This is a genomic window from Streptomyces sp. AK02-01A, from assembly GCF_033795305.1.
GTDB lineage: Bacteria > Actinomycetota > Actinomycetes > Streptomycetales > Streptomycetaceae > Streptomyces.
In genome coordinates, this window is sequence record NZ_JARBAE010000058.1 from 19,718 (window position 1) to 37,946 (window position 18,229).

The 18,229-nt window shown below is 68.4% G+C and carries 15 protein-coding genes, 1 pseudogene and 1 riboswitch; of the genes and pseudogenes, 3 read left to right on the top strand and 13 right to left on the bottom strand.

Annotated features, from left to right (window positions below):
• Window positions 1-13: 13 nt before the first annotated feature.
• On the bottom strand, window positions 14-820 hold the full coding sequence (locus PV679_RS32675; protein WP_319684485.1) for a type II CAAX endopeptidase family protein: 807 nt from the start codon (window positions 818-820) through the stop codon (window positions 14-16).
• 244 nt (window positions 821-1,064) lie between these two features.
• A complete protein-coding gene (locus PV679_RS32680; RefSeq protein ID WP_319684487.1) occupies window positions 1,065-2,588 on the bottom strand; it encodes a glutamate--cysteine ligase in 1,524 nt (507 codons plus the stop codon).
• 503 nt (window positions 2,589-3,091) lie between these two features.
• On the opposite strand from PV679_RS32680, the gene PV679_RS32685 reads away from it, so the two are divergent.
• Complete coding sequence (locus tag PV679_RS32685) at window positions 3,092-3,700, top strand: hypothetical protein (protein WP_319684488.1); 609 nt, start codon at window positions 3,092-3,094, stop codon at window positions 3,698-3,700.
• Window positions 3,701-4,012: 312 nt separating this feature from the next.
• Window positions 4,013-4,219, top strand: a complete 207-nt coding sequence (locus tag PV679_RS32690; protein ID WP_319684490.1) for a DUF5999 family protein — start codon at window positions 4,013-4,015, stop codon at window positions 4,217-4,219.
• A gap of 129 nt (window positions 4,220-4,348) precedes the next feature.
• On the opposite strand, the gene gcvP is transcribed toward PV679_RS32690, so the two are convergent.
• Window positions 4,349-7,234, bottom strand: a complete 2,886-nt coding sequence (gene gcvP, locus PV679_RS32695) for an aminomethyl-transferring glycine dehydrogenase (protein ID WP_319684492.1) — start codon at window positions 7,232-7,234, stop codon at window positions 4,349-4,351.
• 176 nt (window positions 7,235-7,410) lie between these two features.
• Window positions 7,411-7,509: riboswitch (glycine riboswitch) on the bottom strand.
• 113 nt (window positions 7,510-7,622) lie between these two features.
• Here gcvP and PV679_RS32700 point away from each other — a divergent pair.
• On the top strand, window positions 7,623-8,021 hold the full coding sequence (locus PV679_RS32700; RefSeq protein ID WP_319684494.1) for a PRC-barrel domain-containing protein: 399 nt from the start codon (window positions 7,623-7,625) through the stop codon (window positions 8,019-8,021).
• Here the strand turns inward: PV679_RS32700 and PV679_RS32705 are convergent.
• From PV679_RS32705 to PV679_RS32750, 10 genes and pseudogenes are all read right to left on the bottom strand, one after another.
• Window positions 7,916-9,409: a DNA polymerase IV gene (locus PV679_RS32705; protein ID WP_319684495.1), complete on the bottom strand. Its 1,494-nt coding sequence runs from the start codon at window positions 9,407-9,409 to the stop codon at window positions 7,916-7,918. The two genes, PV679_RS32700 and PV679_RS32705, sit on opposite strands and share 106 nt — an antisense overlap.
• A gap of 63 nt (window positions 9,410-9,472) precedes the next feature.
• Window positions 9,473-10,042 carry a MerR family transcriptional regulator gene (locus PV679_RS32710; protein WP_319684497.1) on the bottom strand — a complete coding sequence of 190 codons (570 nt, stop codon included), beginning with the start codon at window positions 10,040-10,042 and terminating at the stop codon, window positions 9,473-9,475.
• Between the two features lie 179 nt (window positions 10,043-10,221).
• Window positions 10,222-10,695, bottom strand: coding sequence for a bifunctional nuclease family protein (locus PV679_RS32715; protein WP_006123076.1), 474 nt, complete (start codon window positions 10,693-10,695; stop codon window positions 10,222-10,224).
• 52 nt (window positions 10,696-10,747) lie between these two features.
• Window positions 10,748-11,445 (bottom strand): annotated as a pseudogene (locus PV679_RS32720) (MerR family transcriptional regulator).
• A 17-nt stretch (window positions 11,446-11,462) separates the two neighbouring features.
• A complete protein-coding gene (locus PV679_RS32725; RefSeq protein ID WP_319684498.1) occupies window positions 11,463-12,425 on the bottom strand; it encodes an FHA domain-containing protein in 963 nt (320 codons plus the stop codon).
• Between the two features lie 73 nt (window positions 12,426-12,498).
• A complete protein-coding gene (locus PV679_RS32730; protein WP_319684500.1) occupies window positions 12,499-13,284 on the bottom strand; it encodes a DUF881 domain-containing protein in 786 nt (261 codons plus the stop codon).
• A gap of 5 nt (window positions 13,285-13,289) precedes the next feature.
• The gene (locus PV679_RS32735; protein WP_023543062.1) at window positions 13,290-13,622 is read right to left on the bottom strand and encodes a small basic family protein; all 333 of its coding nucleotides are present in this window, start codon (window positions 13,620-13,622) and stop codon (window positions 13,290-13,292) included.
• Window positions 13,619-14,548, bottom strand: coding sequence for a DUF881 domain-containing protein (locus tag PV679_RS32740; protein WP_319684506.1), 930 nt, complete (start codon window positions 14,546-14,548; stop codon window positions 13,619-13,621). The genes PV679_RS32735 and PV679_RS32740 overlap by 4 nt, the downstream gene beginning before the upstream one ends.
• A 286-nt stretch (window positions 14,549-14,834) precedes the next feature.
• Window positions 14,835-17,330, bottom strand: a complete 2,496-nt coding sequence (locus tag PV679_RS32745; RefSeq protein WP_319684508.1) for a mannose-1-phosphate guanyltransferase — start codon at window positions 17,328-17,330, stop codon at window positions 14,835-14,837.
• Window positions 17,331-17,442: 112 nt separating this feature from the next.
• The gene (locus tag PV679_RS32750; protein ID WP_319684509.1) at window positions 17,443-18,051 is read right to left on the bottom strand and encodes a CDP-alcohol phosphatidyltransferase family protein; all 609 of its coding nucleotides are present in this window, start codon (window positions 18,049-18,051) and stop codon (window positions 17,443-17,445) included.
• Window positions 18,052-18,229: the final 178 nt, after the last annotated feature.

The following is an 18,229-nucleotide window of genomic DNA, read 5'->3' on the forward strand; positions in this document are numbered from 1 at the left end:
GTGCCGGCGGGCTCTACGGCGTGGGCAGCCAGCCGACCTTCCCCGCCAGCAGGGCGTAGCCGACGAACGCGCCGATATCGAGCAGCGCGTGTGCGGCCACCAGCGGACCGACCCGCCCCCAGCGCCGGTACAGAAGCACGAACACCACGCCCATCACCATGTTGCCGAGGAAGCCGCCGACGCCCTGGTACAGGTGGTAGGAGCCACGCAGCACGGAACTGGCCACCAGGGCCGCCATGGGCGTCCAGCCGAGCTGCCCGAGCCTGCGCAGCAGATACCCGACGACGATGACCTCCTCCAGTACGGAGTTCTGCACCGCCGAGAGAATCAGCACCGGGAACTTCCACCACACGTCCGGCAGCGATTCCGGCACCACCGTCAGATTGAATCCGACCGCCTGCGCCACCAGATAGAACGCGAGTCCGGCGCTGCCGATGCCGGCCGCCACCAGCGTTCCGCGGCCCAGATCGGACCGGAGCCGCCGCCGGTCGAAGCCGATGGCGGCCAGTCCGCTGCCCTCTCGCAGCAGAAGGTGCGCGACCAGCGCGACCGGCACCAGTGCGGTGCTGATACCGAAGAGCTGCCAGGCCAGATCGAGCCAGGGCCGTCCCGGGGCGGCCGACGCGTTCAGCGTGGCCGCCTGGTCGCGCAGCGCCTCCGGTCTGGTCAGCGAACCCACAAAGCTGATCAGCGCCGATACGCCGCTCGCGCCGAGCGAGAGCGCCAGCACAAGCACCGTCTCGGACCGGAAAGTCCCCCGTGAGCGTGAGATCGTCTCCTGGGGAAAAGAACCGGCCTCGCGTCCCGCCTCCTCCTGCACACCCGCCTCCAGTTCGGTAGTCCCGCCTCATGCCTCCCGCGGTGCGCCGGAATCCCGGATGCGGCTACGGAGATCGCGTGCGACATGACGTCACAGCTTGCCCGACGAGTACGGGACGGGTGCGGGCAGGGCCCGTTCGCCACGCCTGGCGGGACGGCGGGGGCCGATCGCGCGGCCGGCGCGTGAGCGGCCACGACAGCCGCGGCCGGTCCGGACGCGTCAGCTCACGGTCCGTACGGCGCGCTCAGGCCGGGCCTTCGGCGGAGGTCGGGGAAAGCCCCATCGGCCAGGTGTGGACCGGCTCACCCTGGTGCATCAGCTCGCTGTAGCGGCGCGTGGTGGCCGCGAGCGCCGCGTCCCGCCCCAGCCCGGCCTCCAGCGCCCGGTGGAAGGTCTCCACCTGCCACGAGGCTCCGTTCACCCGTCGTTTGCAGCGCTCCTCGATCACCTGGAGATAGAAGTCGCGGTCGGCGGGCGCGATGTTCCACGCGTCGAGCCCGGCCGCGGCGAGCGGCAGCAGTTCGTCGCGTACCAGCTTCACGACCGGCACGGTGGTGGTACCGGCGGCCCGGCCGGGACGCGGCCACCGCAGCTCGGCGTCGATGCCGTAGCGGCAGGCGACGTCGAAGTTCTCCGCGGCCTCCTCGAAGGACAGCCTGTGCCATACCGGCCTGGCATCCTCGGCAAGCGCCCGCACCAGACCGTAGTAGAAGGCGGCGTTGGCGATCACATCGGTGACCGTGGGACCGGCCGGCAGCACACGGTTCTCCACCCGCAGATGCGGTACGCCGTCGGCGACCTCGTAGACGGGCCGGTTCCAGCGGTACACCGTGCCGTTGTGCAGGACCAGCTCCAAAAGGCCCGGCATTCCGCCTTCGTCAAGGACCCGCATCGGATCCTGGTCGTCGCAGATCGGCAGCAACGGAGGGAAATAGCGCAGATTCTCTTCGAACAGGTCATAGGCGGAATCGATCCAGCGCTCCCCGAACCAGGTCCGCGGGCGCACGCCCTGTGCCTTCAGCTCCGGCGGGCGGGTGTCGGTTGCCTGCTCGAAAAGCGGCGGCCTGGACTCCCGCCACAGCTCCCGGCCGAAGAGGAACGGCGCGTTGGCACCGAGTGCCACCTGCACCGATGCCATGGCCTGGGCGGCGTTCCACACATCCGCGAATCGGTCGGGTGTGACCTGGAGATGCAGCTGTACGGAGGTGCAGGCGGCTTCCGGAGTGATCGACGCCGACGCACACGTCAGCCGTTCGACGCCCTCGATGTCCAGCGTGAAATCCTCGCCTCTGGCCGCGACCATCTGCTCGTTGAGAAGCTTGTAGCGGTCGACGTCCGAGAGATTCTCGGAGACCACGTCATGCTGGCCGAGCGTCGGGAGAATTCCGATCATCACGATCCCCGCGTCCACCTCGCTCGCTTTGCGGTGGGCATATCCGAGGCCGGTACGCAGTTCCTCGGCAAGCTGATCGAGAACGCGACCGTCCAATCGGTGCGGGGCAATATTGACTTCCAGATTGAACATTCCGAGTTCGGTCTGGAAATCACCACTCGCGATGCGCTTCAGGACCTCCGTATTCATCATGCGGGGCATCCCGTCGGAGCCCGCCAGATTCAGCTCGATCTCCAGACCCATCAGATTCTTGGGCCGGTCGAACCTCTCCTCCGCCAGGAGCCGCTCCAGCACCGCCAGGCACTGCTGCAGCTTCCTGCGGTACCTCCGCCGATCGGCCAGGGCCGAACCGCTCGTCTCGACCTTCTCCCCCATCGAAGTGTCCCTCCTCGACTGGGCAACCCGCGGCATCGGCCGCTCGCGTCACGATCGATAATGCCCACACTGAGTGATCCGTAACGTCCCGCGGACGTCTGACGCCCGGTAGAGTGCCGACAGCGGTCGTGCGGCACATTCCTTTGGCATGACGCGGCGTTCTTCCGTTACCGGCATATGACCGGTCGTTGAAAACGCCGACGCTTTTCGGCCGACCCCGTCGGACGAATCAACGCAGGCCAGGCGCCTGCGTTCACTGTTTATCAACAGAAACTTCGCGGGAGAAGGGCCTAATAGTGACTTGCCCGCAATATCCATGAGAGCTAGAAGAAACATGATGTGAACACGTGTCGTATAAACTGCGGTACAAGGCAGAGAGCCCGCATCCGGCCGCACAGCCCTGACGCCAACCTCTGACCCCGCATATGCCGACAGCGACGTCCGCACACGCCCATGCTCCACCTCACGCGTCACCCTGTCTCCTGAGTGAGAGGCAACCCACCATGCCGCTGCATGTCCCCCCGGCCCCCGCGCCCGCCCTGCGCAGCGTTCTCGCGGCACTCGGTTCCCCCACGGCCGTCCGCGACGCCCGCACGCCCGCTCTGCAGTCCGTCCAGGGACCGCTGAGCCCCGAGCTTCCGCTTCCCGTCCATGTACTCGACCAGGTCACTCCGGCCGGCCGAACGGCCACGCCGGAGGGCCGCGTCCCGCGGACCAGGCTGGTCGGCTGGCGTTTCCTGATCCGCAGCGGTGACCACGCCGTGGCCGCCGCCGACACGATGCTCACCGCGGACGGCTGGGCCTTCTCGCGCTTCTTCGAGGGCCCGTACGTCACCGCCACCGAGCGCGCCGTGCGCCAGGCGGAGAGTCTGGGCACCGCCTATCAGCCACGGCTGCTGTCGGTGCCCGAGCTGTACATGCTCACGCTCTGGCTGCACGCGGACACGGAGGCGGACGCCTCCGCCGGTTCGCCCGCGGCGTCCGACGTCCTGGTGCCTCTGGCACCCGCGCCGCCGGGTATCGCGGCGCACCGTCCGCATCGCGTCGCCGAGCTGCTGCCGGTGATCGGGCTGCGGCTCACTCCGGCGCCACTCCTGCGCACCCCGGCCTGAACCACCTTCGGACGGCCGGCCTCTCTTCGGCGGCAGTCCTGTGCCCCGCGGCCCCCACGACCGCGGGGCACAGGACTGCCCATCCGGACTAGCCCGGACCGGCCACCCCGAACCACCCGAAAAGACAGCGAAGTTGAGCCGAACCGTCCGGCCGGGTGACACGTCATTGAGCATAGGGAAGCGCTGCCGCGAAATACCTGCGGATTACCGTCTGTAGGGCAACACTAGGACTGGACCAAACAGATACGGGGGGCGGCCATGACCACATCGAGCCGCAGGACACTCGCCACGACACAGCGAAAGAACTCACCCATGTGCCAGCACCAGCCAGCCTGTCCTTCAGCCGACTCCGCCGACCGCGACGCCGCCCGACTGACGGCACACCACCCCGAGCAGGGCTGGAGTCTGCTGTGCAATGGCGTCCTGGTCTTCGAGGACACCGGTGAACTGCTGCCGGACGGGAAGATCATCGGTCCGCACAGGCCGCTGCGGACCGAGCAGGTGGTGACGGCGGCCTGATGCCGTCCGGCGGCCTCGCCGCCGTCTTTCTGGCTGGGGCCGGCCCGCGGACGATCCCGCGCACCGGCCCCGACATGTGATCCGCCCGCAGGGCAGCTCTCCTGGCCTGCCCTGCCGAAGCGTCCCGTCTCAGTGGTCGTACGCGTCCAGCGGCGGGCAGGAGCAGACCAGATTGCGGTCACCGAAGGCGCCGTCGATCCGGCGGACCGGCGGCCAGTACTTGTCCGCGGCCGAGACACCGGCCGGGAAGACCGCCTCGGAGCGGCTGTACGCGTGGTCCCACTCTCCGCCCAGCGCCGCGGCCGTGTGCGGGGCGTTACGCAGCGGGTTGTCGTCCGCGGGCCACTCGCCCGACGCGACCCGCTCGATTTCCGCGCGAATCGCGATCATCGCTTCGCAGAAGCGGTCGATCTCGTTCAGATCTTCGCTCTCGGTGGGCTCGATCATCAGCGTGCCCGCGACCGGGAAGGACATCGTCGGCGCATGGAAACCGTAGTCGATCAGCCTCTTGGCAATGTCGTCGACGCTGACACCGGTGGCCTTGGACAGCGGCCGCAGATCCACGATGCACTCATGGGCCACGAGTCCGTTGGGACCGGTGTAGAGCACCGGGTAGTGCGGTTCGAGGCGCTTGGCGATGTAGTTGGCCGCGAGCACGGCGACCTGCGTCGCGCGCTTGAGGCCCTCGCCACCCATCAGCCGTACGTACGCCCACGAGATCGGCAGGATGCCGGCCGAGCCCCAGGGAGCCGCCGAGATCGGTCCGATGCCCGTCTCCGGACCCGCGGCCGGCTGGAGCGGGTGGTTGGGCAGATACGGGGCCAGGTGGGCCCGTACACCGACGGGACCCACACCGGGGCCACCGCCGCCGTGCGGGATGCAGAACGTCTTGTGCAGATTCAGATGGGACACGTCCGAGCCGAACTTGCCGGGCTTGGCGAGCCCGACCAGCGCGTTGAGGTTGGCGCCGTCCACATACACCTGGCCGCCCGCGTCGTGCACCGCCGCGCAGATGTCACCGATGTGCTCCTCGAACACACCGTGTGTGGACGGGTAGGTGACCATCAGCACGGCGAGTTCGTCGCCGTACTGCTCGATCTTCGCGTGCAGGTCCTCGACATCGACGTCGCCGTCCTCACGGGTCTTCACGACGACGACCTTCATGCCGGCCATGACCGCGCTCGCGGCGTTCGTGCCGTGCGCGGAGGACGGGATGAGACAGACGGTACGGCCCATGTCGCCGTTGGCCCGGTGATACGCCCGTACGGCCAGCAGACCGGCCAGCTCGCCCTGCGAACCGGCGTTGGGCTGGAGGGAGACCGCGTCATAGCCGGTGACCTCGGCCAGCCGCTCCTCCAGCTCCCTGATGAGCGTCAGATAGCCCTGCGCCTGCTCGGCCGGGGCGAACGGGTGCAGCGCCCCGAACTCCGGCCAGGTCACCGGCTCCATCTCCGTGGTCGCGTTCAGCTTCATGGTGCAGGAGCCCAGCGGGATCATGCCCCGGTCCAGCGCGTAGTCACGGTCGGCGAGCCGGCGCAGATAGCGCAGCATCGCGGTCTCGGAGCGGTGCTGGTGGAAGACGGGATGCGTCAGGTAGTCGTCGGTACGCAGCAGGCCCTCGGGCAGGGCGTCGGCCGTGACCGCGTCCAGCGCCTCGATGTCGCTCTCGATCCCGAAGGCGTGCCACACGGTGGTGAGCTGAACACGCCCGGTGGTCTCGTCGCAGGCGACGGAGACATGGTCGGCGTCCACACGGTGGAGGTTGACGCCGTTCTCACGGGCGGCGGCGACCACATCGGCGGCCCGGCCCGGGAGCCGGACGGTCAGCGTGTCGAAATACGCCTCGTGCACGATCTCGGCACCGCCGGCGCGCAGGCCCTCGGCGAGCAGCGTCGCATAGCGATGGGTGCGCCGCGCGATGCTCCGCAGCCCGTCGGGGCCGTGGTAGACCGCGTACATCCCGGCCATGACGGCGAGCAGCACCTGCGCGGTGCAGATGTTGCTGGTGGCCTTCTCGCGGCGGATGTGCTGTTCACGGGTCTGCAGCGCCAGCCGGTACGCCTTGTTGCCGTCGGCGTCCACGGAGACTCCGACGAGCCGGCCCGGCAGGCTGCGTGCGAACTTCTCGCGGACGGCCATGTACCCGGCGTGCGGTCCGCCGAAGCCCATCGGCACACCGAAGCGCTGTGTGGTGCCGACCGCGATGTCCGCGCCCAGCTCACCGGGCGAGGTGAGGAGGGTCAGCGCGAGCAGATCGGCGGCGACGGTGACAATGGCGCCGAGCTCATGTGCCCGCTCGACGACGGGCCTGATGTCCCGTACCGCTCCCGACGCGCCCGGGTACTGGATCAGCACGCCGAAGACACCGCGCGCGGCCGTCTCGGCGGGGATGCCATCGCTCAGGTCCGCGACGACCACCTCGACGCCGGTCGGCTCGGCGCGGGTCTTGATCACGGCGATGGTCTGCGGCAGAGCGTCGGCGTCGACCAGGAAGACGCCGTCCTTGACCTTGCCGACCCGGCGGGCCAGCGCCATCGCCTCCGCCGCGGCGGTGCCCTCGTCCAGCAGGGAGGCGCCCGAGGTCGGCAGGCCGGTCAGGTCCGCCACAACGGTCTGGAAGTTGAGCAGTGCCTCCAGCCGGCCCTGGGAGATCTCCGGCTGGTACGGCGTGTACGCGGTGTACCAGGCCGGGTTCTCCATGACATTGCGGAGGATCACCGGCGGAGTGAAGGTGCCGTAGTAACCAAGACCGATCATCGGCGCGAGCACCTGGTTGCGGTCGCCGAGCGAGCGCAGCTCGGCCTCGACCTCCGCCTCGGTACGGGCGGCGGGAAGCCGCAGCGCCTCCGCACTCTTGATCACGTCGGGCACCGCCGCGGCGGTCAGCTCGTCGAGCGAGCCGTAGCCGACCTGCGCCAGCATCTTCGCCTGCGCCCCGGCGTCGGGCCCGATGTGACGCTGCTCGAAGGGTGTGCCGCGCTCAAGCTGGGAGAGCGGAATGCGGTTGGGGGTCATGCGGAGGCCTCCTGGTCTGACACGACCTGCGAGGGCACCGCGACGCGGGTGCCCGGACGGCCTCCCCCTCTGTCATCTCGACCTGAGAGCTTCACCGGCCCGCCCTGAGGCAGCCCGGCTTTCACCGTCGGTGAGAGCGGATGCCGTCCGACGCCCGCCCTGCTTTCCAGAGTGACCTCGTCCATGCGGTACAGGGGCCTGAGAGATTCCGGGGAGGATTTGCTCCTTCGGCGTCCTCCGATGATCTCACCGGAAGACTCTCCCGCACGGGGTCAGCAGCCGCCAGCCAGCCTACCAGCGCGCCCTGGGGCACAACTTTCGAGTGGCCGATGCCACAAATCTGCACTTTTGTATTATTTACGTGCAGTTGCGACCAGTTGGAGGGACCGTGGAGACCGACATCGATCCGCGCAGCCTGATCGGCCGCAAGGCGTTCGACCGTGACGGCCACAAGCTCGGGACGGTGGACGAGGTGTATCTGGACGATGCCACCGGAGCCCCTGAGTGGGCGGCCGTCCGCACCGGACTCTTCAGCCGCGACGCCTTCGTCCCGCTCGCACCCAGCACTCTCGCCGACGACGCGCTCCATGTCCCCTTCGAACGCGCCCTCATCAAGGACGCTCCGGACTTCGGCGTCGGCCGCCATCTCTCGCCCGAGCAGGAACTCCAGCTCTACCACCACTACGGACTGGCCCTTCCGGAGCCCGAGCCACCGGAGAGGCCCGCGTCCCGGTCCGACCGGGACGGCGAGCGCGACTTCGGACGGCTGGCCGGCCAGGACGACTGATCCGGCGGCTCGGACACCAGCGGCAGCGGCTCCGAGAGCTCCAGATCGGGGTCGTCGACCCAGAACGTCCGCACCCGGCCCGGCGCCGACCCGGGCTCCTCGAACCGTACGGTGACCCTCCGCAGCCCGCTGCCCTGCACCCAGCCCGCCCCGAACACGGTGTGCCGCACATCGTGTCCGGCCGGGAAGCGCCGCTCGGCGGGCGTCTCCGCCATCGCGGTCGCGGGCTCGGGGCCCGGCTCCGGGCCGCTCTCCGGCGGCCGGTCGCGCTCAGGCTCCGGGCCGTCGGCCGCTTCATGGGCGGCGGACTCATGGGCCGCCGCCTGGGCGAAGAGGTCCTCCTGTGTGAAGTCCGCGAGGCCGGTCACGCCCACGCCCAACAGCCGCACCCCGCCCGTGGTGTCCACCGACTCCAGCAGCCGCCCGGCCGCCTCCCGCACCACTCCCGGGTCGTCCGTGGGCCCGCGCAGCGTCTCCGAACGGGTCAGCGTCGAGAAGTCGTACCGCCGCACCTTGAGGACGACGGTCCGGCCCGAGCGGCCGGCCGACCGCAGCCGCCGCACACAGCGGTCGGCGAGCCGGTCGACCTCCGTCCGCACCCGCACCCGGTCGTGCAGATCGACATCGAAGGTGTCCTCGACCGACACCGACTTGGCGTCGCGCTCGGACACCACGGGCCGGTCGTCGTATCCGCGCGCCATCCGGTACAGCGAGGCTCCGTGCGCCTTCCCCAGCAGCCGTACGAGCTCGTCCTCACCGGCTTCGGCCAACTCGGCGACCGTGGTCATCCCGGCCCGTCTCAGATGCTCACCGGTCGCCGGACCCACGCCGGGCAGCGTCCGTACGGGCATGGGCCCGAGCAACTCGCGCTCCGTGCCGGGTTCGATGAGGACCAGTCCGTCGGGCTTCGCCTGCTCCGAGCCGATCTTCGCCAGCATCTTGGACCCCGCCAGCCCCACCGAGCCGGTGAGCCCCGTCACCGCTCTGATGTCCCGGCGCAGCCGCTCCCCCGCCGCCCGCGCCGAGGCCGTGTCGTCGGCCGAACCGCCCGCCTCCAGATCCACGAAGGCCTCGTCCAGGCTGAGCGGCTCCACCAGCGGAGAGAGCCTGCCCAGCAGCTCCATCACCTGCTCGCTGATCGCGCGATAGACACTGAAGCGCGGCACGAGATACGCGGCGTTCGGCGCGAGGCGTCTCGCCTGCGCCATCGGCATGGCCGAATGCACACCGAACCGTCTCGCCTCGTACGACGCGGTCGACACCACGCCGCGTGGGCCCAGACCGCCGACCACCACCGGCTTTCCGCGCAGACTCGGCTTCGCCGCCTGCTCGGCGGCGGCGAAGAAGGCATCCATGTCCAGATGCAGAATGGTCGGCGCGGATCTCACTTCACCGATGCTGCCTCACGCCACTGACAATCGGTGGTGGGCGCGGCCCGCCCCGGGGAGCCGTCAGACCGCGCGGTCGCGGCGCCGCCGGGCCAGTTCGTCGGCCGGATTGTTGCCGACGAGCGTCTCGCCGGTGTCGATCCTCTCCCCGTGGAGCTGGGACAGCGCCGCCTGGACGTCCCGCCACACCACACCCACCGCGATCCCGAAAACCCCCTGGCCGCCCTGGAGCAGACTCACGACCTCGTCGGGCGAGGAGCACTCGTAGACCGTCGCGCCGTCGCTCATGAGCGTCACCCGCTCAAGGCCCTGGAATCCGCCGGCCCGAAGATGCTGGACCGCCGCCCTGATGTTCTGCAGAGCGACCCCGGTGTCCAGGAACCGCTTCACGATCTTGAGTACGACCACATCGCGGAAGCTGTAGAGCCGCTGAGTGCCCGATCCGTATGCCGGACGCACACTCGGCTCCACCAGCCCCGTACGCGCCCAGTAGTCCAACTGGCGGTACGTGATGCCCGCCGCCGCACAGGCGGTCGGGCCCCGGTATCCAACGGTCTCGACACCGGGGTCGGCCGCACTGCCGTGAAGCGGATACGGCCCGCCCGCCGCCGTACCGTCGCCGCTGCTTCTCACGCCGACCCTCCGTCCTTGACCTGCCCTGTCGAAGGTAGGCAGTCACCAGGGGTGCGTCAACGATCGCCACACTCGCCACGCCGAGTGATAATCACCCTGAGTGTGGTTTCCCGTGTCCCATTTCGGGGAAAGGCTGCTCGAATGCGCTGACGAAACCCGGCGCAGCGCTCACCGGACGCTCACTGACTATTGGTGCCGAAGTCCTCCGGAGAGATCTGGTCGAGGAACTCGCGGAACTTCTCCACCTCGTCCTCCTGCTCGTCCGGGATGGCGATACCGGCATCGTCCAGAACCCCGTCACTGCCATAGATCGGCGTGCCCGTGCGCAGGGCGAGCGCTATGGCGTCGGACGGCCTGGCGCTCACCTCGACCCCACTGGCGAAGACCAGCTCCGCGTAGAAGACCCCTTCACGCAGGTCCGTGATCCGGACCTCGGTGAGCTCCTGGCCCACCGCCTCAAGGACGTCCTTGAAGAGGTCATGGGTCAGTGGCCGGGCCGGGGCCATGCCCTGCTGGGCGAAGGCGATGGCGGTGGCCTCCCCCGGTCCGATCCAGATGGGGAGGTACCGGTCGCCTCCCACTTCACGCAGGAGCACGATCGGTTGATTGGAGGGCATTTCCACCCGGACACCCACAACGTCGAGCTCGTTCACACAGCAACCCTAGGACGTGCCCGGCCGGTTTGGGTAGTCGGACTCCCCGGGATCAGTGCTGCCGGACCCCGAGAGCCGTCCGCACCAGCGCCGCGTGCAGCCGTACGGAGAGCGCGGCCAGCTCCTTCGTGGTCGCCTCGGCATGGGCCCTGGTCTGCGGATTACGGTGCCGGCGCAACGGCGCCACCACCTGTTCGACCAGCCCGGCCTCGCGCTCGGCGGCCGCCTTCATGATCCGGAGATGCCGCGGCTCCAGCCCGAATTTCCCAAGATCCACGACCAGCTTGGCGACGGTGACGGACTCCGCGTCGTACCCGCCGTCCGGCAACGGGACGATGAGACCGTACGACTCCCACTCGTCGAGCCGGCTCTCGCCGACCTCGGCGGCGGCCAGCAGCTCCTCCCGGCCGTGCCGTCCGGGCGCTCCCGCGGAGCGCCGGGCGGCGGTACCGGCTCGCCGCGGCCGAGGGCCTCAAACTGCTCCCTGATGACCTTCAGCGGAAGATAGTGATCACGCTGCATCCGCAGCACCTGCGCCAGGCGCTCGACGTCCTCGGGGCTGAATTTGCGATAGCCCGAAGGAGTCCTGCACGGCTCGACCAGGCCCTCCGCCTCCAGAAACCGGATCTTGGAGATGGTGACCTCGGGAAACTCCTCCCGCAGCCGGGACAGCACCGCGCCGATGCTCACCAGCGGGCCATCCGCGGGGGCGGTGCCGTGACCGGCACCGCCCGACGGTGTTCGCAGCATGGACCTTCCCTGAGGGGTCACACGCCCCGCTGGCTCCCGTAGAAGACCAGCCGGTACTTTCCGATCTGGACCTCGTCGCCGTTCGACAGAAGGACCGAATCGATCCGCTCACGGTTGACGTACGTGCCGTTGAGGCTGCCCACGTCCGAGACGGTGAAGTGGCCGTCCGCGCCCCTGCGGAACTCCACATGGCGGCGGGACACGGTCACGTCGTCCAGGAAGATGTCGCTCTGCGGATGGCGGCCGGCCGTGGTCAGCTCACTGTCCAGCAGAAAGCGGCTGCCCGAATTCGGACCGCGTCGCACCACCAGGAGCGCGGAACCCATCGGCAGCGCGTCGACGGCCGCCTGCGCCTCCGGAGACAGCGACGGAAGCGCCGTCTGGCCGGTCACCTCGGAGTCATACGCCTCAAGACCGGAGATGGAGATCGTCGAGGTCGTCTCCGAAGCACGCTCCGGCGGCACACCGGGCCGCAGCGGCGCCCCACAGTTGGAGCAGAACCGACTGGCCTCGGCGTTACGGTGTCCGCACCTCGTACATACCGGCAAGCCCGACATGGTGGGGTCCTCCTGCCGCGACTGCCCCTTGCGGGCATCGGATGCGTACGGATCCGAGGAAAACCCTCCACCCGTACTTGAGGCTGATGACTCTCCAAAACCTATGCGGCCGGGACCGGCAGGGTCAACAGACGACGCGCCCCGGCCCTCCGGAGCGTCACCGCTCTGACCACCCACCTGATCACGGAAGAGCGGGCGCTCGCCGCTCGGCTCCTCGTTCTGGCCATGCCGCGAGGCACGATGACGGGCGGAGCCGCCATCCTCGCGTGCGCTCCTGCCGAACAACTTCGCAAACAACTTCACGGGCGATTCCCCTTGACCGAAACAGACCCGCCCGTGGGGCAGGACGAACCCTGAATGAACACACCTGCCGACCCGGACATCTTGACAACGTCCGTATCCACCGGACAGTTTCCACCACACACCACGCTGTTCGTGCGCCGACCCCCCGCAACCTCATGCCCGCGTCCCGCAACTGCCATGCTCTGTCGTCTCACTACGATGACGACCGAGCGTAGTCAGGCCGCTGCGCCGGTCGCAAGGCATCCACGGTGATCTTCTCAGCCCGGGTCACCGTGGCGGTGGCCTGCTCCTTCTCCAGCGTCTGCACCACGCCGCCGGGAATGTTGAGGGCGGGCTCAAGATCCTGCGGCTTGCCGATGACCTTGAAACTGTACGGTGCCGCGACCGCCTTGCCGTCCACCTGGACGTCACCTCCCGTACCCGAGAAGTAAGTATCCGCGATCACCCGTACGCCATCGACCTGGATCGCCTCGGCGCCCGCCGCCCGCAGCTCCTGGATCGCGTCCAGCAGCATGTCCGGCTCGACCGTACCGCTCGGATCGCTGATGGTCAGAGTGATACCGGGCCCCTGCACGGCCACGGTGCCGGCCAGGATACCGAGCTGCTGCTCCTTCTCCAGCGTCTGCCTGCGGGCCTCCTCGGCCTGGTCCGAGCTGGTCTCCAGCTCGGTGCGCTGGGCGTCCAGGCGCTGCTTCTCGTCCTCCAGCCGCTGGGTACGGTCGTCGAGTTCGTCGAGGATCCGCACCAGGTCCTCCTGGCGGGCGCCACGCAGCGCGCTGTCGTCGTTGTTCGACCTGACCTGAATGGCGAGTCCGAGCCCGAGCACGAACAGCAGGACGGCGACGACGAGTTGAGCCCGGGTCACCCGCGGCGGCCACAGCCCCGCGATCAACCGCTGGCGGCCTGTGAGCTGTTCCGGCCCGGCGCCCGGCGCCGTATCCGTACGGTCCTCGTCCCTGGGTGTCTCTGTGCTGCTCATATGCCTCACGCCCGGAACACATGCCGGCGGATCGCGGCAGCGTTGGAGAAGATCCGGATACCGAAGACGACGACCACGCCGGTGGACAACTGGGCGCCCACACCGAGCTTGTCGCCCAGGAAGACGATGAGCGCGGCCACCACGACATTGGACAGGAAGGAGACGACGAACACCTTGTCCACGAAGATTCCGTCGAGCATGGCCCGCAGACCGCCGAAGACAGCGTCGAGGGCCGCCACGACGGCGATCGGAAGATAGGGCTCGACCACCGCCGGTACCTCGGGCCGGACCAACAGTCCGACCACGACTCCCACGACGAGGCCCAGTACGGCGATCACGATGTGCCCTTCCCGGTGTCAGCCGTGCCCTGCCCGTCGCCCGTCCCGGCGCCGGCGGTCTTCGGCTCTGCTGTACGTACTATCAGGCTCGGCGCGGCAGGCAGACGCACCTCTTCCTGGTCGGAGATGCTGGTGCGGATGTCGAAGTTCTCCCGCAGCGAGTGCAGGTACCGGCCATCGGCACTGTCCTGGAATGTGGTGCTCAGCTTTTTCCCGTCCCCTACCGCGAGCACCGTGTACGGCGGCACCAGCGGCCTGTTGTCGACCAGTACGGCGTCGCCCGCCGCCCGGATCGCGGACAGCGACGTCAGCCGCTGCCCGTTGATGGCGATCGCTTCCGCGCCCGATTCCCACAGGCCGTTGACGACCCGCTGCATGTCCCGGTCGCGCACCCGGCCCGTATCGGAGAAACCGCTGCTCTCCCGTGGTCCGCCGCCGCCCGATTCGGTGTCCTTGGCGTCGTCGACCACCAGCTTCACACCCGGCCCGCGCACCGCCGTCGCACCGGCGAGCAGGGCGACCAGCTCGCCCTGGTCGCCGCCGTGGGCCCGCAGGGCCGCGCGCTGGCGCTCGCCGACCTCGCCACGAAGCTTCTCGACCGTACGCTCCAGCATGTCCGCCGTGGAGGACTCCGTATCGATACGGTCGATGAGCTCCTCGCGCTCCTTCGCCACGACCGGCGCGGAGATCCGCGCCTGGGCCGCGCCGACGGTGACCACCAGGGCCGCCAGTACAAGACCCGCCGCGAGTCCGAGCTTCGCGCGGAGTGTGCGGGGCAGTCCGCCCTCCTCGGCGTCCCTGCGGGCCGAGGCCTCCGCGTATCCGTCGTCGAGGCTGTGGTCCATCACATTGTTCAGCAGCGACATCGACGCATCGGGGCGCGCGGGCGGTGAAGCGGTGCTCCGAATGGGGGACTGCTGCGACATGCCGCACATCGTCGCACGTCGCGGCCGCTACCGCCGAATGGCCCCACCGGTGTGCCGGACCGCGTCCGGCACACCGGTGTCACTTCACCAGGCCGCTCCGGTGCAAGGGCGTGTTTCGAAAGTAGCGCCGTCCGCCCGGAGGGCGGGGCCCGCGGCGTCTGGTGCGTGCGATCGCAAGGCGGAGGATCGGCGTCGTCGATGGCCTGGATGTACTCGGACCACTCCGACAACGCAGCGAGCGCCCGTGCCAGACGCCGCGGGCCAGGCGGGACCTTCGCAACAGGCCCTAATGCCCCGCGCTGTCGACGACGGCCGACCATTCGTCGAGCAGCGCCTGGGCCGACGCGTCGTCCGGACCTTCGGCCCACAAATGGGTGACGGCTTCGGACGGGTCGGGCAGCACCATCACCCAGCGGCCGTCGGCCTCCACGACCCGCACACCGTCGGTCGTGTCGACCTGCCGGTCGCCGGCCGCCTCCACCACGCTGCGCATGACCAGTCCCTTGACGGCCCAGGGGGTCGCCAGATCCCGTCGCAGCACATGCGCACGAGGGATACGGGCATCGATCTGGCTCAGCGTGAGCTGCGTACGCGCCACCAGACCGAGCAGCCGCACAAAGGCCGCCGTACCGTCCAGGACACTGCTGAACTCCGGCACGATGAAGGCACCACGCCCGTCACCGCCGAAGATCGTGGACTCCTCGCGGCCCACCCGGGTCAGATCGTCCGGTGATGTGGTCGTCCACTCCACCTGGGTCCCGTGATACGCGGCGACCTGCTCGGCGATCCTGGTCGTCGTCACGGGCAGCGCCACTCGGCCGCTGCGGCGCTCGGCCGCGACGAGGTCGAGCAGCACCAGCAGGGCCCGGTCGTCCTCGATGATCCGTCCTCGTTCGTCCACCAGCGACAGCCGCTCACCGACGGGGTCGAATCGCACACCGAACGCGGCGCGCGCCGAGGCGACGATCTCTCCGAGCCTGACCAGTCCCGAACGGCGCGACTCGGCCGTCTCGGTCGGCCGTGACTCGTCGAGGCCGGGATTGATGGTCAGCGCGTCGACCCCGAGCCGGCCGAGCAGGCTGGGAAGCACCAGGCCCGCGCTGCCGTTGGACGCGTCGACCACGACCTTGAGGCCGGCCTCGGCGATCCCTGATGTATCGACATTGCGGAGCAGTGAGCCGGTGTACGAGTCGAAGACGCTGGCAGGGAAATGCAGATCCCCGATCTCGCCGGGGAAGGCACGACGGTACTCCTGCCTCGCGTACACCCGGTCGAGCTTGCGCTGACCGGCCTGCGACAGGTCGGCGCCCCGCTCGTCGAAGAACATGATGTCCACGGAATCGGGGACGCCGGGCGACGTACGGATCATGATGCCGCCGGCACTGCCCCGCCCGGTCTGCTGCCGCGCGACCGGCAACGGCACGTTCTCCAGATCCCGTACGTCGATGGCACTGGACTGCAGCGACGAGATCACGGCCCGTTTGAGTGCTCGGGCACCACGTGAGTGGTCACGTGCCGTGGTGACGGTGGAACCCTTCTTCAGCGTCGTGGCGTACGCGCCCGCCAGCCGGACCACCACTTCTGGCGTGATCTCGACGTTCAGGATGCCGGAGACACCACGGGCTCCGAAGAGATTCGCCTGACCTCTGGACTCCCAGATCACCGAAGTGTTGACGAACGCGCCCGCTTCGATGGTCTTGAACGGGTAGACCCGGACATTGCCCTGGATGATCGATTCCTCGCCGACGAGGCACTCGTCGCCGATGACCGCGCCGTCCTCGATCCGCGCCGCGCGCATGATGTCGGTGTTCTTGCCGATCACGCAGCCGCGCAGATTGCTGTGCTGTCCGATGTAGACGTTGTCGTGCACGACGGCTCTGTGGAGGAACGCACCGGTCTTGATGACCACGTTGGATCCGACGACGGTGTGTTCCCGAAGCTCCACATCCGCTTCGACCTTGGCGTAGTCACCGATGTAGAGCGGTCCCCGCAGGACGGCGTCCGGATGTACTTCCGCGCCTTCGGCCACCCAGACTCCGGGAGAGATCTCGAAGCCGTCGATGTCGACATCGACCTTGCCCTCAAGAACATCCGCCTGAGCCTTGACGTAGCTCTCGTGCGTGCCCACGTCCTCCCAGTAGCCCTCGGCGACATAGCCGTAGATCGGCTTGCCTTCCTTCATGAGCTGAGGGAAGACATCGCCGGACCAGTCCACCGAGACATCGGCCTCGACGTAGTCGAAGACCTCCGGCTCCATCACATAGATGCCCGTGTTGACGGTGTCCGAGAAGACCTGTCCCCAGGTGGGCTTCTCCAGGAAGCGCTCGACCTTTCCTTCTTCGTCCACGATCGTGATACCGAATTCCAGAGGATTCGGCACCCGGGTCAGGCACACCGTCACCAGCGCGCCCTTTTCCTTGTGGAAAGCGATGAGATCGGTCAAATCGAAATCGGTGAGTGCGTCACCGGAAATGACGAGGAAGGCATCGTCCTTCAGCGCCTCTTCGGCATTCTTCACGCTACCCGCGGTGCCGAGCGGCTTCTCCTCGTTGGCGTAGCTGAGTTCCATGCCGAGTTCTTCGCCGTCGCCGAAGTAATTCTTGACGAGGGAGGCGAGGAACTGCACGGTGACAACGGTCTCGCTGAGCCCATGGCGCTTGAGCAACCGCAGCACATGCTCCATGATCGGCCGGTTTACCACCGGCAGGAGCGGCTTGGGCATGCTGGAGGTCATGGGGCGAAGTCGAGTTCCTTCGCCACCGGCCATAACGACGGCCTTCATGTCGGAAGCGTCCTCCTTGAAGAGACAGTCTCGCCGACTTCGCCCGTCTGGACAGAGGCCCCATGGCGTCAGGAGTGGACCGGCGACTCTGCACGGCACCACATCGACGAGCTCAATCGGCCACGATGTCCGCCTTGACGAGCCGGCGGACCTGGACCACGTACAGGATCCCTGCCCACCAATACAGAGTTGTACCCCATCCGGCGAACGCCCATCCGAAAACTTCGGCGAGTGACGCAAGCCATCCACTTCCGTCACTGAGGAGCAGGAGCGGGAAGGCGTACATCAAGTTGAAGGTAGCCGCCTTCCCGAGGAAGTTCACCTGGGGAGGCGGATAGCCGTGCCGGCGAAGGATTCCCACCATCACCAGAAGCATCAGCTCACGCGCCAATAGCGCCGCGGTGAGCCAGAGCGGCAGGATCTCCCGCCAGGTGAGGCCAACCAGGGTAGAGAGGATGTACAGCCGGTCCGCCGCGGGGTCCAGGAGCCGTCCCAGGCTGCTGATCTGGTTCCACCGGCGAGCGAGCTTGCCGTCGAGATAGTCGCTGACGCCGCTCAGCATCAGCACCAGCAGTGCCCAGCCGTCGCTCTTGGGGCCCCCGAACTCGGGGCGAAGAATCAGCCACAGGAAGAGCGGGACCCCGACGAGGCGAGCCATGCTGAGGATGTTGGGGATGGTGAGCACCCGGTCTGTCTGAACGCGGGTCTCCTGGACCTCCACCCGGGAGCCTCCTGTGTGGAACGTGCCAACGATGCTTCCTGACCTTACCCTCAGCCTCTGCCGACGAGCGCAAGGGGGTCTTGAACGCAGGAATGCCCTGTACCTAAAGGCACAGGGCATTCCCACAACAATTGTTCGGCAGCGTCCTACTCTCCCACAGGGTCCCCCCTGCAGTACC

Excerpts from the sequence above, each read along its gene's own strand:
- gcvP (WP_319684492.1), bottom strand. The coding sequence starts at position 7,234 with ATGACCCCCAACCGCATTCCGCTCTCCCAGCTTGAGCGCGGCACACCC.
- PV679_RS32740 (WP_319684506.1), bottom strand. The coding sequence starts at position 14,548 with ATGTCGCAGCAGTCCCCCATTCGGAGCACCGCTTCACCGCCCGCGCGC.
- PV679_RS32690 (WP_319684490.1), top strand. The coding sequence starts at position 4,013 with ATGTGCCAGCACCAGCCAGCCTGTCCTTCAGCCGACTCCGCCGACCGC.
- PV679_RS32685 (WP_319684488.1), top strand. The coding sequence starts at position 3,092 with ATGCCGCTGCATGTCCCCCCGGCCCCCGCGCCCGCCCTGCGCAGCGTT.
- PV679_RS32680 (WP_319684487.1), bottom strand. The coding sequence starts at position 2,588 with ATGGGGGAGAAGGTCGAGACGAGCGGTTCGGCCCTGGCCGATCGGCGG.
- PV679_RS32745 (WP_319684508.1), bottom strand. The coding sequence starts at position 17,330 with ATGAAGGCCGTCGTTATGGCCGGTGGCGAAGGAACTCGACTTCGCCCC.
- PV679_RS32730 (WP_319684500.1), bottom strand. The coding sequence starts at position 13,284 with ATGAGCAGCACAGAGACACCCAGGGACGAGGACCGTACGGATACGGCG.